Here is a 14,834-nt window from a genome sequence, read left to right as displayed (position 1 = left end):
CGGGCCGCGCGGTGCCACGGCCGGGCAAACTTGTCAAACCCCGCATTTTAACCCTCCGTGCGCCGTCCGGCTCATTCAGCGCTCCGATGTTGTGCCCCGGCCCCAGCGCCGGCTGTGTCCGGTGAGCTGGCCTCCACGGCTGGCTGGCCCTGCCAGCGCCGCCGCAGCCACACCGCGAAATCATCGAGATACGTATAGATCACCGGCACCACCACCAGCGTCAGGATCGACGACGTGATGATGCCGCCGATCACCGTCTGGCCCATCGGCGCGCGCTGCTCGGCGCCTTCGCCCAGGCTGAAGGCGAGCGGCACCATGCCGAAGATCATGGCCAGCGTGGTCATCAGGATCGGGCGCAGCCGCACGCGCGCCGCTTCGATCAGCGCGGCCTCGCGCGAGAGCGGCGCCCGGCCGTCGGCGCCGTCCACGTGGCCGTGCCGCGCCTGGTTGGCAAAGTCCACCAGCAGGATCGCGTTCTTGGTGACCAGCCCCATCAGCATGATGAAGCCGATGATCGAGAACATGTTCAGCGTCGAACGGAACAGCAGCAGCGCCGCGAACACGCCGATCAGCGTGAGCGGCAGCGACGTCATGATGGCGATCGGCTGGAAGAAGCTGGCGAACTGCGACGCCAGGATCATGTAGATGAAGATCACGGCCAGCGCGAGCGCGGAGACCGCGTAGCCGAACGATTCGTTCATCGACTTGGTCGAGCCGCCAAAGCGGTACTTGTAGCCGGCCGGCCAGGTCATGCCGTCGAGCGCGGCCTTGACGTCGCGCGCGACTTCGCCCGCCGAGCGCCCGGCGGTGTTGGCCGTCAGTTCGACTTCGCGGTTCAGGTCGCGGCGGCTGATCTGGTTGGCGCCCGTGGTCGGCACCAGGTCGGCCACCTGCCGCAGCGCCACCATCTTCGGCGTGCCGTCGGGGTTGGTCTGGTTGCTGGCGATCATCAGCGCATTGAGGTCGGCCATCCCGGTGCGCGCGTCGCGCGGCAGCCGCACGCGCACGTCGTAGTTCTGGTCATCCGGCGCGCGCCACGAGCTGATGGCATCGCCCGCCAACAGCGGCCGCAACGCATTGCCGATCTGCGCGACGCCCACGCCCAGGTCCGACGCCAGTTCGCGGCGGATACGCACCTCGATGGTGGGCCGGTCATCCTTCATGCTCGAATCCAGGTCCGCCAGGCCGCGGATGGCCTGCATGCGGCGGCTGGCTTCCTGCGACAGGCGCCGCAGCTCGTTGAGGTCTTCGCCCTGGATCGACACCTGGATCGCCTTCTGCCCCCCGGCGCCATCGGGCATGCCCACCATGGTCAGCGTGATGCCGGCGATAGCGGTCAGGCGCTCGCGGATCTTCGGGTTGAGTTGCACGGTGGACAGCTTGCGCGCGCGGCGTTCCACCAGCCGCACGGACACCAACGCGTTGTTGCGCCCGGACGTGTTGCCTGAATTGATCGTCGCGTAGGTATAGGCGACTTCGGGGAAGGACTTGAGCGCGGCTTCCACCTGGCGCACCTTGGCCTCGGTGACCTCCATCGACGTGCCGACCGGCGTGGTGAAGCCGACCTGCGTTTCGCCAAGGTCGGCGGCGGGGACGAACTCGGTGCCGATCAACGGCACCAGCGCAAAGCTGCCGAAGAAGGTGACGATGGCGATCAGCGTGGTGGCCAGCCGGTGCTTCAATGCCCAGCCCAGCATCGCGGCATAGCCGTGGCCAAGCGCATCCATGCGCGCCGAGAACCAGTCCAGCAAACGGCCCACGGTGCGTCCGTACCAGCTCTTCTTGTTGCCGGTGCCGTGCAGGTCGGGATCGTGCCAGACCGAGGACAGCATCGGGTCCAGCGTGAAGGAGACGAACATCGAGATCAGCACCGCCGCCACCACCGTAATGCCGAACTGGTGGAAGAAGCGCCCGATGATGCCGCCCATGAAGCCCACTGGCAGGAACACGGCGACGATCGAGAACGTGGTGGCCAGCACCGCGAGCCCGATCTCGGCGGTGCCGTCGAGCGCCGAGGTGCGGTGATCCTTGCCCATCAGGTTGTGGCGCACGATGTTTTCGCGCACCACGATGGCGTCGTCGATCAGCAGGCCCACGCACAGCGACAGCGCCATCAGCGTGATCACGTTGAGCGTGAAGCCGCACAGGTACATTACACCGAAGGTGCCGATCAGCGCGATCGGAAGCGTCAGGCCCGTGATGACCGTGCTGCGCCACGAGCCCAGGAACAGGAACACGATCGCCACGGTCAGCAGCGCGCCTTCGAGCAGCGTGGAGCGTACTTCCTTCACGCTGCTGCGGATGCCGCGCGCCGTGTCGTTGACCACAGTCAGTTGCACGCCGGCAGGCACCAGCTTGCGCACTTCGTCGGCCATGCGCACCAGGCCGTCCACGGTATCGACGGTGTTCTGGCCCTGCGCCTTGACCACGGAAAGGAAGAGGGCGCGCTTGCCGTCGAGCAGCGCCAGGCTTTCCTGTTCTTCCTGGCCGTCGCGCACGTCGGCAATCTCGTCCAGAGTGACCGGCTGGCCCGCGCGGCGCGCGACGATGATCCTGCGGAAAGCGTCGGGCGTGGCCACTCGGCCCTTGATCTGCACCACGGTCTCGGTCGAGGACGAGCGCAGTTCGCCGGCGGGCAGCTCCTGGTTCTCGCTGCGGATCGCGTTCATGACCTGGTCGACGCCGATGCCCAGCGCTTCAAGCTGCGTCGGCCGAATGCGGATTTCCACCTCGCGTTTGGTGCCGCCGACGATATTGATGGTCCCCACGCCGCGCACGGTCTCCAGCCGCTTGCGCACGATCTGGTCGGCGATCGTGGTCAGCTCGCGCTGGCTGCGCTCGGCACCCGGCGCGTTCGAGACGGAGAGGTAGAAGATGGGTGCATCGGTGGGGTCATAGCGCAGCACGCGCGGGTCTTCGACTTCGTCGCGAAGCTGCTTGCGGATCAGCGCCAGCTTGTCGCGCACATCCTGCGCGGCCTGGCCGACATCGACGCTCAGGTCGAACTTGACGACGACGACCGAGGTGCCCTGGTACGAGTGCGAGAAAATCTCATCAATGCCGGAGATCGTGTTGACGATTTCCTCGACCTTGCGCGTGACGTCGGACTCGACCGACTCCGGTGCGGCGCCCGGGTATTCGGTCTGCACCACCACCACGGGAAAGGTGATATCGGGGAACTGGTCCACCGGCAGGCGCTGGTAAGAGAACAGGCCGACCACGATGAAGGCCAGCATCATCATGGTGGCCAGCACCGGGTTCTGGATCGACAGGCGGGTAAACCACATGGCGCGCGGTCCTCAGGCTTTCACGCGGCGCACCTGGCTGCCGCTGCGTAGCGTGCCCAGGTTGTTGCGCACGATCTCGGTGCCTGCGGCCAGCCCCGAGGTGATCTCGACCATGGCGCTGCCTTCGTCGCGCACGCCGGTCTGCACGGCACGCTCGGCCAGCAAGCCATTCTCGACCACGTAGACAAAGGCACGGTCGCCGTCGCTGCGCACGGCAGACGCCGGCACCGACACCACGCCGCTGCGCTCGCCAAGTACCAGCGCACCGCGCGCAAACATGCCGGCGCGCAGCTTGCCGTCGCCATTCTGCACGCGCACGTAGACCATGATGCTGCGCGTGCCCTGGCTCACGGCCGGGTTGATGCGCACCAGCGCGCCGGTGAATTGCCCGGCGCCTTCCACATTCAGCTGCACCGACTGGCCCACCGACGCGCGCGCCACGTCGGCCATCGGGATCGGCGCTTCCAGTTCCAGCACACGCAGGTCGACCACGTCGATCAGCCGCGTGTCGGGCGACACCTTTTCGCCGGGCTGCACGGCGCGCGCGGCGACCATGCCGTCGAGCGGGGCCTTGACCACGGTGTCGTTCAGCGCCTTCTGCGCGACGGCCAGGCCGCCTTGGGCGGCGTCCAGGTTGGCGCGCGCCACGTCAAGGTTGGACTGGTAGTTGTCGAACGCGGTCTTCGAGATAAAGCCCTTGCCGACCAGTTCGCGGTTGCGCTCCCACGTCTGGCGCGAGTTCTCGAACTGTCCGCGCGCCGCCAGCATTTGGCCCCGGGCTTGGGCGACCTTGGCCTCGTACTCGGTCGGATCGATGCGTACGATGACCTGGCCCGCGCGCACGGCCTCGCCTTCGCGCACGAGTACCTGCAATACCTCGCCCGACACCTTGGCCTTGACCGAGGCCTGGTTCAGCGCGCGCAGGCTGCCGGACAGCGGCAGCGCAAGCTGCAGGTCGCGTGTGCCCGCCTGCACCAGGTCGGACTGAAGGAATTCCACCACGGAAGGCGCCGCGGCCTGCGCCGACGCCTGAGCCTGGCGCGCGCTGCCGGCCTTGCGCACCGCGGCGGTGGCGCTGAGTACGGCGATCGCGCCCAGCACGGCAATCAGGATCTTCTTGTTTCGCTTCATGTCTTGTCTTGTTGTGCGGCGGCCGCGGCTGCTATCGCCTCCGGCTCGTCGGTGCGTTGCGCCAGCCGCTGTGCTTGCATCTCGTCGCGGATCTTTTCCCAGACGTAGGGCCCGGACTTCGGCGGCAACGGGCGGTCGCGCGTTTCGCCGGTCGTCAGGCCGAACAGCAGCATTTCGAGCAGGTTGTCGATGTACGCGTCCGGATCGATTTCCTTGTGCCCGTAAAGGCCGAACGAGCGCTGCCAGAGCATCAGGAAGACCAGCGGCGCACAGACCAGCGTGGTGGCCGGATTGGGGGGCAGGGCACGGAACTCGCCGCGCTCCGCGCCACGCGCCAGCACGCGCGCGAACAATTCATCGCCGGGCACCATCACCTCTTCCTGGTAGAAGCGCGCGATGTCGGGGAAGTTGCCGGACTCCGCCATGACCAGCTTGGTCAGCCCCGCCACCGGCGTGGCGCCGATCAGCCCCCACCAGCCGCGCAGCAGCTCGCGCAGCAACTCCGGCGTCGGGCCCTCGAAGCGGTCGACCAGCTCCGTGCCGCGTGCCAGCGCGGGCACCAGGTTTTCGCGGACCACGGTCTTGAACAACTCTTCCTTGTTGGCGAAGTAGAGGTACACCGTCCCCTTCGAGACCCCGGCGGCCGCAGCCACGTCTTCCAGGCGCGTGGCGGCATAGCCGCGCTCCACGAACAAGCCAAGCGCGGCCGCGACCAGTTCCTGCGGGCGGGCGGCCTTGCGCCGGCTCCAGCGTGGAGTTTCGGCGTCTTTGCGGTGGGCGGAGTGATCGACCACGGAGGTTTTGCCGGGTATTGCCATGTCTGGTGAGAAGCGGAGGGGGCGGGATATTAATAACTTTTCGGTCAGTAATGTAGGGCTGGCATGGGGGGCGGTCAACCCGGGTTCGCCCTGCCTATGGAGCATGGCGCGGCAATCCTGCAACAAGTGATGCTTGATGCCGTCGATGGGGGGCTGTGCCGGACCGGCGAGCGCCGGCGCGTAATCGGGCACAATGGCGCCTTTGCCGCGCCTTTGCCGCGCCTGGACGCGGCTTGCTGAACCATTCCCATGAGTTGCCAGTCTCACATTTCCTGCCGTGACGGTTGCGGCGCCTGCTGCATCGCGCCGTCGATCGCGTCACCGCTTCCCGGCATGCCCAACGGCAAGCCGGCCGGAGTTCGCTGCGCGCAGTTGCTGCCGGATGCGAGGTGCGCGGTCTTCGGCCGGCTCGAGCGGCCGGCCTTTTGCGGCGGGCTGCAACCCTCCGCCGAAATGTGCGGCGATTCCCGCGAATCCGCGCTGCGCTGGCTGACGGAACTCGAGATCCTGACCGCGCCTGCCCGCGGCGGCGCGTGAACACAGCCTGCGCGGGCTGCCCGCCGGTCGGCGCAAACCACTCCATCGGAGGCAATATGATCGGGATTTCACGGCGGCGCTGGACAGGCGCCATCGCCGCTGCCGTGGCGACTGTCTGGCTGGGCGCCTGCGGTTCGTTCGGCAACGAATACACCTTCTCGCAGAGCCAGTTGCAATCGGCGCTGGACCACAAGTTTCCGTTCAGCAAGCGCTACCTGGAGCTATTCGATATTCAGTTGTCGAACCCGCGCCTGACGCTCGATCCGGTACGTAATCGTGTCAACCTGCAGTTCGATGCCACCGTTGACAACAAGTTGTTCTTCCGCCAGGCGCTGGCGGGCCGGTTCGCGCTGGATAGCGGGCTGCGTTACGACGCGCCGAGCCATTCAATCGTGCTGCAGGATCCGGAAGTCCAGCAGTTCGACGTGCAGGGACTGCCTGGCCAGTTTTCGCGCCAGGTGAACGCGCTCGGTGGAATCGTGGCTGAGCAGTTCCTGCAGGGCTACGCGCTGTACACCTTCCGGCCGGACCAGTTGCGCCTTGTGGGACGAGAAGTCGAGCCCGGTACAATCACGGTCTTGTCGGACGGCATCAACGTCAAGATCAATCGCCCCTGAGCCATAGAGAGGCATTGCCCGGCCAAGCTCGGGCATGTCCCCGCCTAAACGACCTCATCCATGGATATCGTACTTGCCCTGAAAGCCGTGATACTCGGCATCGTCGAAGGACTGACCGAGTTTCTGCCTATATCGAGCACCGGCCACCTGATCCTGGCCGGCCAGTTGCTCGACTTCAATGATGAAAAGGGCAAGATCTTCGAGATCGTCATCCAGTTCGGCGCCATCCTGGCGGTCTGCTGGGAGTTTCGCCGGCGCATCGGTAACGTATTGGCCGGTCTGACGACGGACCCGAAGGCACAGCGTTTCGCCATCAACGTCATCGTCGCGACGGTGCCGGCTATCGTGCTGGCGCTGGTGTTCGGCAAATGGATCAAGGCCCATCTGTTCAACCCGATCACGGTGGCGTTGGCCTTCATCGTCGGCGGCGTGGTGATCCTGCTGGCCGAATGGCGCGAGGGCCGCCGTGCCGTAGTGAGCAGTCCGCGCGGCAATGCATTGCTGCAAGCCGCCAAGGCCGGTGCGCCGCGCATCGAATCGGTCGATGACCTGAACTGGCGTGATGCCCTGAAGGTCGGTCTTGCCCAGTGTTTTGCGCTGGTGCCGGGCACGTCGCGCTCGGGCGCGACCATCATCGGCGGCATGCTGTTTGGCCTGTCGCGTCAGGTGGCGACCGAGTTCTCGTTCTTCCTTGCCATCCCCGTCATCTTCGGGGCGACGGTGTACGAGCTGTACAAGGCCCGCGCGTTGCTGTCTGCTGACGACCTCGGCATCTTCGGTATCGGTTTCGTCTTCGCCTTCCTGTCCGCATTCCTGTGTGTGCGCTGGCTTCTGCGCTTCGTTGCCACGCACGACTTCAAGCCGTTTGCCTGGTACCGGATTGCGTTCGGCATCATCGTGCTGGCGACGGCGTACACTGGGCTCATTTCCTGGCACGCCTGATACGGTGGAGGCAGGAAACAAAAAGGCGTGGCACTTTGGCCACGCCTTTTTGTTTGTGCCGATCGAGTCGTCGAGTCGTTCAGCCGCGCTTGCGGAACACGACATCCCAGACGCCATGCCCGAGCCGCACGCCGCGGCGCTCGAACTTGGTGATGGGCCGGTATTCCGGCCGCTCCGAAAAGCCATCGGCCGCCGAGGAGGTGTTCTCCAGGGTCGGCTCGCCAGCCAGCACTTCCACCATCTGGTGTGCGTACTCTTCCCAGTCGGTTGCGCAGTGGATGTAGCCTCCCGGCTTCAGACGCCCGGCCAGCAGCTTCACCAGCGGCGGCTGCACCAGCCGGCGCTTGTTGTGGCGCTTCTTGTGCCACGGGTCGGGGAAGTAGATATGCACGCCATCGAGGCAATTCTCGGTGAGCATGTGCGCGATGACTTCCACGGCATCGTGCTGGATGATCCGGATGTTCTCGATTGCGCGTTCGCCGGCGAGCTTGAGCAGGGCACCCACGCCGGGTTCGTGCACTTCGCAGCCGAGGAAATTGTCCTGCGGGCGCAGTTGGGCAATATGCGCGGTGGTCTCGCCCATGCCGAAGCCGATTTCCAGGATAGACGGGGCCTGGCGGCCGAATGCGGCTTCCCAGTCCAGCGGTTCAGGGACGTACGGCACTAGCAGGCGCGGGCCGACTTCATCAATGGCGCGCTGCTGGCCGGTGGAGGTGCGGCCGGCGCGCCGGACGAAGGAGCGGATGCGGCGGGGGTGGGCTACGCCTTCTGGGTCGTTCGTGGACGGCGCTTCAACGTTATGGGCACGCGGAACGCTATCTTCTGGAATCGGTACGGTACTGGTGGTATTTTTGGGAACCATAGCAACAATAAAGTTGACGCGCGAGTCGCAACAGATGATGACCATCAGGCAATTGACATTTGCGGCGCCGCTCAGCTTAAGGGACGGGATACTGAATGTGGGCGGTCGCCTACCTTGATGGCGTCTGCATTGTTGTCAGCGCGGCCTTTCTTTTATCGATGAGTGCTAGGAATGTGGCGATGCCCACTGCATAGAAAGGAAAGATCTCCCACCAAAGGAAGACCACGTCGGTCAGGCCGAGTATAAATATGCCAGCGCACAAGGAGGCGCCCATGCAGGCCGCGGTTCGAACTTCCTTGTCCTGATGTCGGAGTTCTCGCGCAAAGTAATATGCGGGCACCAGGTACAAGGCAAGCAGTGCGGCAATGCCAAATATGCCTAGTCTTGCGGCATTAAACAAGAACTCATTATGCGAGTGGGCAAATTCGGATGCTGCTGGAGTAATGATCCCCCGATTCTTCAGGTCCGCCAGTGCGTCTCGATAATTTTCAACGCCTACGCCGAAAATCGGATGCTCGCGGAAAATCACGACTGAACCGCGCCATAGCTGAAAGCGGAAGCCTATAGAGGTATCGACGTTGGTCCCGCTTACATACTGCTGGATATCGGTGCGAGCGACGGCAATTCGGTCCTTGACCAGTTGGGCCTGGCTCATTGCACCGACAAGCGCAAGCGCTATCAGAAATGCCATGGTCAGCCTACGGCCCTTCGTTAGAATACCGCTGGAGAAAAGTGCGATTCCGCAGAATACCGGTATGGTTATCCATGCTCCGCGTGACTGGGAAAGGTAACTGCCATATAGAATAGCCGTTGCCGCCAGGATTTTCAGTAAGATCTGAACCCTTTCATGCCTTGAATTCCAGGAGAGGGAAAGTACGCTGTATGTTCCCAGCAGCAATGCCATTTCAATGAAAATGGTGATGGGGATGAAGTCGGTCCCATATCTCAACTCACCACCATGGGAGAGTTGGTAGATCTTAATGGTGGATAAGATCGCGCCAGCTATAAACCCCCACTGCACGTGTCGTAGATAACGGGCCGGGATGATGGAAACAGACCAGAGGACCAAAGCAAATAGCGCGAGTCGAGATGGCGCGTCAAGGCTTCGGCTTACGAATCGAAGTCTCGAAATTTCATTTGCGAGTACCGCAAACATTGGACCGCTCATTGCCAGTGCAAGTGGCCAGTAACGCCTGATCTGACTGGCAAGTAGTGCGCTCTGTGATTTCCACCGATAGACGAGTGCCACTAGGCCAAATACAATTAGAAAGCCGTAGAGCACTCCGGCCGCGCGATCGATGATCAACGCTAGGCCGTAAAACGCCACAAGAACGAATGCGGCAAGTCGGGTTATGAGGCGGAACCCCGCGGTGTCCCTTTCCATGGAAACAAAGCCCGACAATGAAGCCGTTGAAGTGAGGCTTTGATCAAGTTGTTGAGTCATTCTCTTCTTGGTCTGCACTGACTTGCGCAAAACTGTAGTTCGTCGGCAAGAGCCTTATGTGGATTTCCGTTTCTGCATCAGCCGCGATTTCAGGTAACGGCAATGCCAGTAGATGCCTTCGGCAATACGGTGTTGTGTGATCAGAAATCTGGAGAACAGTTTCAGTTCCCGCGTGGTTCCGGGATCGTCAAGTGGCGATTTCGCCCATGGCGAACGGGACTGGATTTCCGTGAACAATTCCCGGATGTCATGCAGGCACCAGCTGTGCCACGGCTTTACCGGGCCGGTGAAGTGCATGAAGACGTAAGGCTGTGCAACGTTCAGCTTCGTCTCGCCACGTGTCAGGTAGTCCACGAGGTGATAGCGATAGTTCCACTTCATATCAACATACCTCACCCGGCCATCGAGCGCGATATTGAGGGCATCCTGGTCCGCAAATCGCATGTCCAACGTTGTGAGCGCTTTCAGCGCAACCTGTTGGACGTCAGCGGCAATCCAGTTCTGCACATCGATGTACATGACGCCTGCATTGAAGTAGTGGCCATGTTTGAGACCCAGCGTCGGAATCTGCGTCCTAACAGTCGTGTCCTTCTCATCGGCGACCGCTGCGGCGATGCAGTCTCCGAGGTCGATCGCAATGAGGTCGGACAGGTCGCCAAAGCAAAGCAGATCGGCATCCAGGTACAACACTTGATCCGCAATACTTCTCAGCATGGACGGAATCAGCAAGCGGATAAAGGTACCAAGGGAGTGCTTGCTGAAACACGGGAACTGGCGAAAATCGTCGAGCGTGGCCGTGTCCAGTAGGTGGAGCTGGACGGTGATGCCATACTGCTTCTCTAGCTTCTCTAGCTTCTCCTCATTGTCTGCTGTGATGGAGAAGGCGAAAACATGGAAGACAAAATCCAGTCCGGGGTTGTTTTCCACGACGGACGTGATGGTTACGCCCATGCCGCGATAGTAGCCAGCATCCACGCCGAATGCCACGTGGACCGGCTTCTTGCGGGCGTGCAGGACAGATACATCTTGCAGTTCAGATGGCACTTGGCATCCTTTGGTAATGGACGAGCCGTGTGAAGTATGGGTAGCCCCGATGGGGCGCCCGAGGCTGCGAATGCGGGGAAAAATCACCGCGAGTGAATGAACCGGCAGCAAAGTGGGGTCCCCAACTCTCTGCTACCAATCGGCTTGTCTGGGGCCTGTGACGCACGCCATGGGCTTGGCGGTGGAGCGGGCGATGGGAATCGAACCCACGTCTTTAGCTTGGGAAGCTAAGGTAATAGCCATTATACGACGCCCGCGAACCCGCAATTCTACGCGGGATTCCAAGGGGAATGCAAGCATGTGATGTGTTCGCTGCATGCGAAAGTGTATCCACTACTGCCGTGCATGCTGCATTCGCTTCGCCCGGCAGCGCCCCGTCGTGATCGCGCCGTGCGAAGCGGGTGCGCCTTCGGATGCGCTGCCTCGTCCAGTCCTTCCGGACACCAATACGCTATCGGAGGGCGTCTATCCCGTCATCTCTTATTAATCTCAAGGATGTCATGAACGATGTATCGTTTCACGACACCGTGAGCACTAATGACCTTTGAAACAAGCAGATTCATTTTTCCTTTGCTTTCCTTCTCGTGCTCTTGCATCGACTTGATGGCAAGATCTCGGACTCTGCGATTTTCTCCATCGGCAAAACTAAAAGAAATGACTCTCTCTTCTTCGTCAGAAAACAGTCGCCCAAATACACTGAGTACATTTGATTTGGTTATATTTCCGACTATGTACTCTGTTTCGGTGGATTCCTCTCGCGTCGTTACGTAGTCCAATGTTTCTTTATCAAATGTCAGAATATCGCTAACTTTTGGTCTGTTAATAAATATCTTTACGGTGCTATCGCTGGCTATTGCTTTGTGGAGATGCTGCATGGGAGTTTCCAGAGCATCGGAAATCTCGTCAATCAATACATCCTTCCTTTTTGCCAAAGCTTTAACGTATGCCGTTGTTGGTTCCCATTTAATACCCACGGCACCGTTCCATGTCCACCTCAAATAATCCCAAAAGACATTAGAGAATACTGATGGCCCAACGCTGTTAACAAACTGCTCTTCAAATTTAATGCCAACTTGCTCTTCAAAACATCCCAAGCATCTGGCTGCTCAAAGGAATCATTGCCAGCATCCTCCTGGTGTAATTGTGTAATTTTTTCGCTCATATTATTTTTTGGTCTATCCTATCTGTGCTGAAGCGATATTGCCCCCGCATACGCTACGAGATTTGCTTTGCCTTTAATGCAAGGTCTCTCTTCAGTGAAATGCTATTGCGGGAGGGAACGACCCAATTCTGATACCGTGGCTCCCACTTTCCGAAGTGCTGGCCAGCAACACTGCAAGCCAAGCTTACTCCGCTGGGCAGGGAGCCCACATGGATCTCACCCCCCCCGGAATCGTGTAGATGCTCATCGCTTTTTTCTTTGCGGTTTGACGGATGGGCGTTGACGGGCCCTGCAGGCAGGGGCGGCAGCAAATGCCCGGACTGGACACTGGCTTTTCCTGCAGTGATTCTGCGGTACTACGCACTGTGTTCTCTTCCCCTCGACGGTGGGGCTACACGCTGTGGTTGTTGTGCTGTCCGGTGTGGTCGTAGGAAGGTGCCCGGATGGCTACCTCATCCAATTCCCGCGTTCCCGCATTGTCCGCAGGCCAACAATAGGCGCTTGCGGAGATTGTGAGCGAACACTTCGGGGTCTATCTCTCCTGCGCTGAGTTCATTGACCGGCTGCATTTGCTGTGCGAGGACATCGCCGGCTTCGAAAGAGGGGAACTGGCCGGAGAAATGGTGCAGCGGATCTGGATTGCCTACAGCCGGCAAGGGCAGTAGGTACCCGTGTGAGTGGCCAATCTCACAAGGACGAGTACATCATGTCTTCCGCCAAAAATCCACCATCGAAGATTTCGCCGAAGTCCGGCGGCAGCCGAGTTCCTTCCCCTCGGGCAGATTGTTGCCACACAAGGTGTGATGTCCCACCTGGCTCAGTGCTCAATCCGCCCGGTTCCGTATCTCGCACGGCACGCCCGCGGTGATTGGGGCTTGGTGCCTGCCGAGGACGTGAAAGCGAACGACTTGGCAGTCGCACGGCTGGCGCATCCTATCCGCGTATGACATCGCCGGCGTGCGGGTCTGGATCATCACGGAAGCAGATCGGAGCGTTACCACATTGCTTCTGCCTGATGAGTATTGATGGGCGGCATATCACGGACCTGTACTACCAGCGGTAGAACCCATTAAGGTTTCACGTGAGCATTCACTTGCGACGCTGACCGCGCGCAGTGTGTTTGGATCGCAGTAGTTCCGTGAACTGCTGGACAAAGCTGATCACAAGGGCCCGCTCATCGGCTTCCAGGCCCTCGCAGTGCCGGCTGCATCAGCTTTTTGCCGCTCTCGCCAACCAGCAGGTAGTGCAGGAGCTGCCAAGATGTTCTTTCCGAGCTGCGGTTCGATCCAGCAGGGCAGAAAGTTCCCCTATTACTGCTTGCGACTGGACGGCGCCTATCCACAAGGCGGATGTGCTGACCGAAGATGCCGCTCGCGCAATCCTCGCGCACAACCGTGCCGGCGCGAAGGATGTGCGGATGGCAGCCGAAGGGAAATCCAACGCCATAGTTATAATCCGGCGCATGAAAAATAAGAACGCCCACTATCAGGCCGCCGTCCTGTTCATTCTAAGCACGGCTTTGTTTTCCGTCGCCTTTGGCCTGTACTGCCGCCACCTCGGCATCTCTATTGCATTCCTCCGAGCGGAGAGTGGTTTCTATCTCGACACCGTTTTCTCGGGGTGGAGGCGCATCAAGGTCTTCTGCGACCTATACGTCTTCCGGTCATACAACGGGCACTTTACCCCTCTGGCCTTTCTTGCAGAACTAGCCCAGGCTCGCCTATTCGGAAGCAATGAGACTGCTTGGTTCTGGCGTCAGATCATCGTTTGCGGAACATTGGGCACCGCAGCTGGATGGTTCGCCTTTCGCATCTCCATGGCGGCAGACATCGGGCGGGTGTGTGCCGCTTGGATTGGCGCGTGTGCTGCGGTGTTCCTGCTGTGGCAGCCGCTCATGATCGAGTTGGTGACTTGGCCTTTTATGGTGTTGCAGTTCATCATGCTGGCCGGGATGCTGCTGGCGGCGGCCGCCATGCTGCAGTTTATCCGGACGCCCCAGACGTTCCACTTTGCCGCATTCCTGATGCTGTCCTACGGGACCATGCACGTCTTCGGCGTGGGGGCATCCACCAGCGCCAGTGCGCTAGCAACGGGTGCCGCGCTGCTGTGGTTGCTGCGTGACGATCCGGCGATCAGCACGCGCAACGCGCTGCGCTGGCTGGCCATCTCGACGGCGCTGACGGCAGTGCATGGCGTGATCATGGTGATTGGTGCTAAGACGCCATCACCTACCGGCGCACCGCTCCGTATCGCGGATAACCTGATCCGGTTCGGCTGGATCTTCATGGACTCGGTCTACGCCGGCGCCCGCGCGCTGTGGGCAAACGGCGGTTTCCAATGGCCCGACCTGCGGACCGGCCGCATTGAGTCGGCGTATGGGTGGGGCCTGTTGCTGACTGGCATGTGGGGTGTCGGCGCCATGGCTGCACGGTATCGCGCCACGAAAGACCGGCGCTTCCTGACGGCCTTCGCGTTGCTGGCTTTCCCGTTCTTTGCGCTGGTAATCTACGTTGCACTGGTGACGTTCCGGATGAGGACTGAGCAAAACGATGCGTCGCTGCTGGCTTACTTCATCGGCAATAGGTATGTGATTTTCCCGGCTTTCTATCTCTTCATGCTAGGGGGCGCCGGCGTGTTCGGGTTGGCCATGCTGTTGCGTCGCGGCGTCGCGCCATTGCTCAGTCTAGCGGCGGCCGGGGCTGCTGCAGGGACAACGGTCTTTGTCCTGACCTTCATGCCCCAACTCTGGCCGCACATCAAGCTCAGCACGGAAGACAAATGGACCGCGGCAGTTGAAGCGACTCGGGCTAGCGTGGTATCAGGCGCGGTCGCAAAAGACGCTCAGTTTGCTGATGTGGATCAGGAATTCAAGTTCCCGTTGTCCATGCGCCGCCACCTGCTGGAGCACGATCTTGGCTGCAAGGGATGCGTGCGATTCGAGGGCGAGTGAGGTTCGCGAGAATCGACAGCAAAATAATGATGTGCTTCAA

General features: G+C 61.1%; 12 protein-coding genes, 1 tRNA gene and 1 pseudogene. 6 read left to right on the top strand and 8 right to left on the bottom strand.

Annotated features, from left to right (window positions below):
- Positions 1–71: 71 nt before the first annotated feature.
- From AC3FKG_RS01050 to AC3FKG_RS01040, 3 genes are read right to left on the bottom strand one after another with little or no spacing between them, the layout of a single operon-like run.
- Positions 72–3,287, bottom strand: coding sequence for an efflux RND transporter permease subunit (locus tag AC3FKG_RS01050; RefSeq protein WP_488742197.1), 3,216 nt, complete (start codon positions 3,285–3,287; stop codon positions 72–74).
- Positions 3,288–3,299: 12 nt separating this feature from the next.
- Positions 3,300–4,418, bottom strand: a complete 1,119-nt coding sequence (locus AC3FKG_RS01045) for an efflux RND transporter periplasmic adaptor subunit (RefSeq protein ID WP_488742196.1) — start codon at positions 4,416–4,418, stop codon at positions 3,300–3,302.
- On the bottom strand, positions 4,415–5,236 hold the full coding sequence (locus tag AC3FKG_RS01040; protein ID WP_483708939.1) for a TetR/AcrR family transcriptional regulator: 822 nt from the start codon (positions 5,234–5,236) through the stop codon (positions 4,415–4,417). The genes AC3FKG_RS01045 and AC3FKG_RS01040 overlap by 4 nt, the downstream gene beginning before the upstream one ends.
- A gap of 249 nt (positions 5,237–5,485) precedes the next feature.
- On the opposite strand from AC3FKG_RS01040, the gene AC3FKG_RS01035 reads away from it, so the two are divergent.
- From AC3FKG_RS01035 to AC3FKG_RS01025, 3 genes are read left to right on the top strand one after another with little or no spacing between them, the layout of a single operon-like run.
- Positions 5,486–5,773 (top strand): YkgJ family cysteine cluster protein, encoded by a 288-nt coding sequence (locus tag AC3FKG_RS01035; protein ID WP_483708937.1) that lies wholly within the window; start codon positions 5,486–5,488, stop codon positions 5,771–5,773.
- A gap of 56 nt (positions 5,774–5,829) precedes the next feature.
- Positions 5,830–6,390, top strand: coding sequence for a DUF1439 domain-containing protein (locus AC3FKG_RS01030; RefSeq protein ID WP_483708936.1), 561 nt, complete (start codon positions 5,830–5,832; stop codon positions 6,388–6,390).
- 60 nt (positions 6,391–6,450) lie between these two features.
- Complete coding sequence (locus AC3FKG_RS01025) at positions 6,451–7,332, top strand: undecaprenyl-diphosphate phosphatase (RefSeq protein ID WP_483708934.1); 882 nt, start codon at positions 6,451–6,453, stop codon at positions 7,330–7,332.
- Positions 7,333–7,411: 79 nt separating this feature from the next.
- On the opposite strand, the gene trmB is transcribed toward AC3FKG_RS01025, so the two are convergent.
- The 5 genes from trmB to AC3FKG_RS01000 all read right to left on the bottom strand — a co-directional run bounded on the left by trmB (position 7,412) and on the right by AC3FKG_RS01000 (position 11,776).
- On the bottom strand, positions 7,412–8,194 hold the full coding sequence (gene trmB / locus AC3FKG_RS01020; RefSeq protein ID WP_488742195.1) for a tRNA (guanosine(46)-N7)-methyltransferase TrmB: 783 nt from the start codon (positions 8,192–8,194) through the stop codon (positions 7,412–7,414).
- A 109-nt stretch (positions 8,195–8,303) separates the two neighbouring features.
- Positions 8,304–9,638, bottom strand: a complete 1,335-nt coding sequence (locus AC3FKG_RS01015; protein ID WP_488742194.1) for an O-antigen ligase family protein — start codon at positions 9,636–9,638, stop codon at positions 8,304–8,306.
- A 54-nt stretch (positions 9,639–9,692) separates the two neighbouring features.
- Positions 9,693–10,682: a glycosyltransferase family 8 protein gene (locus AC3FKG_RS01010; protein WP_488742193.1), complete on the bottom strand. Its 990-nt coding sequence runs from the start codon at positions 10,680–10,682 to the stop codon at positions 9,693–9,695.
- A 182-nt stretch (positions 10,683–10,864) separates the two neighbouring features.
- Positions 10,865–10,939: transfer RNA gene (locus AC3FKG_RS01005), tRNA-Gly, on the bottom strand.
- A gap of 216 nt (positions 10,940–11,155) precedes the next feature.
- Complete coding sequence (locus AC3FKG_RS01000; protein WP_488742192.1) at positions 11,156–11,776, bottom strand: hypothetical protein; 621 nt, start codon at positions 11,774–11,776, stop codon at positions 11,156–11,158.
- 580 nt (positions 11,777–12,356) lie between these two features.
- On the opposite strand from AC3FKG_RS01000, the gene AC3FKG_RS00995 reads away from it, so the two are divergent.
- The 3 genes and pseudogenes from AC3FKG_RS00995 (at position 12,357) to AC3FKG_RS00985 (ending at position 14,794) form a co-directional block, all read left to right on the top strand.
- The gene (locus AC3FKG_RS00995; RefSeq protein ID WP_488742191.1) at positions 12,357–12,509 is read left to right on the top strand and encodes a hypothetical protein; all 153 of its coding nucleotides are present in this window, start codon (positions 12,357–12,359) and stop codon (positions 12,507–12,509) included.
- 138 nt (positions 12,510–12,647) lie between these two features.
- Positions 12,648–12,870: pseudogene (locus tag AC3FKG_RS00990) on the top strand (plasmid related protein).
- 325 nt (positions 12,871–13,195) lie between these two features.
- Entirely contained in the window at positions 13,196–14,794 is a 1,599-nt protein-coding gene (locus AC3FKG_RS00985; protein ID WP_488742190.1) for a hypothetical protein, read from the top strand.
- The last annotated feature ends 40 nt before the right edge of the window (positions 14,795–14,834 follow it).

The sequence above is a fragment of the Cupriavidus sp. 22TCCZM04-2 genome (assembly GCF_057798895.1).
Note: the sequence above shows the minus strand (reverse complement) of the source record. Positions and strands in the feature narration are given on the sequence as shown.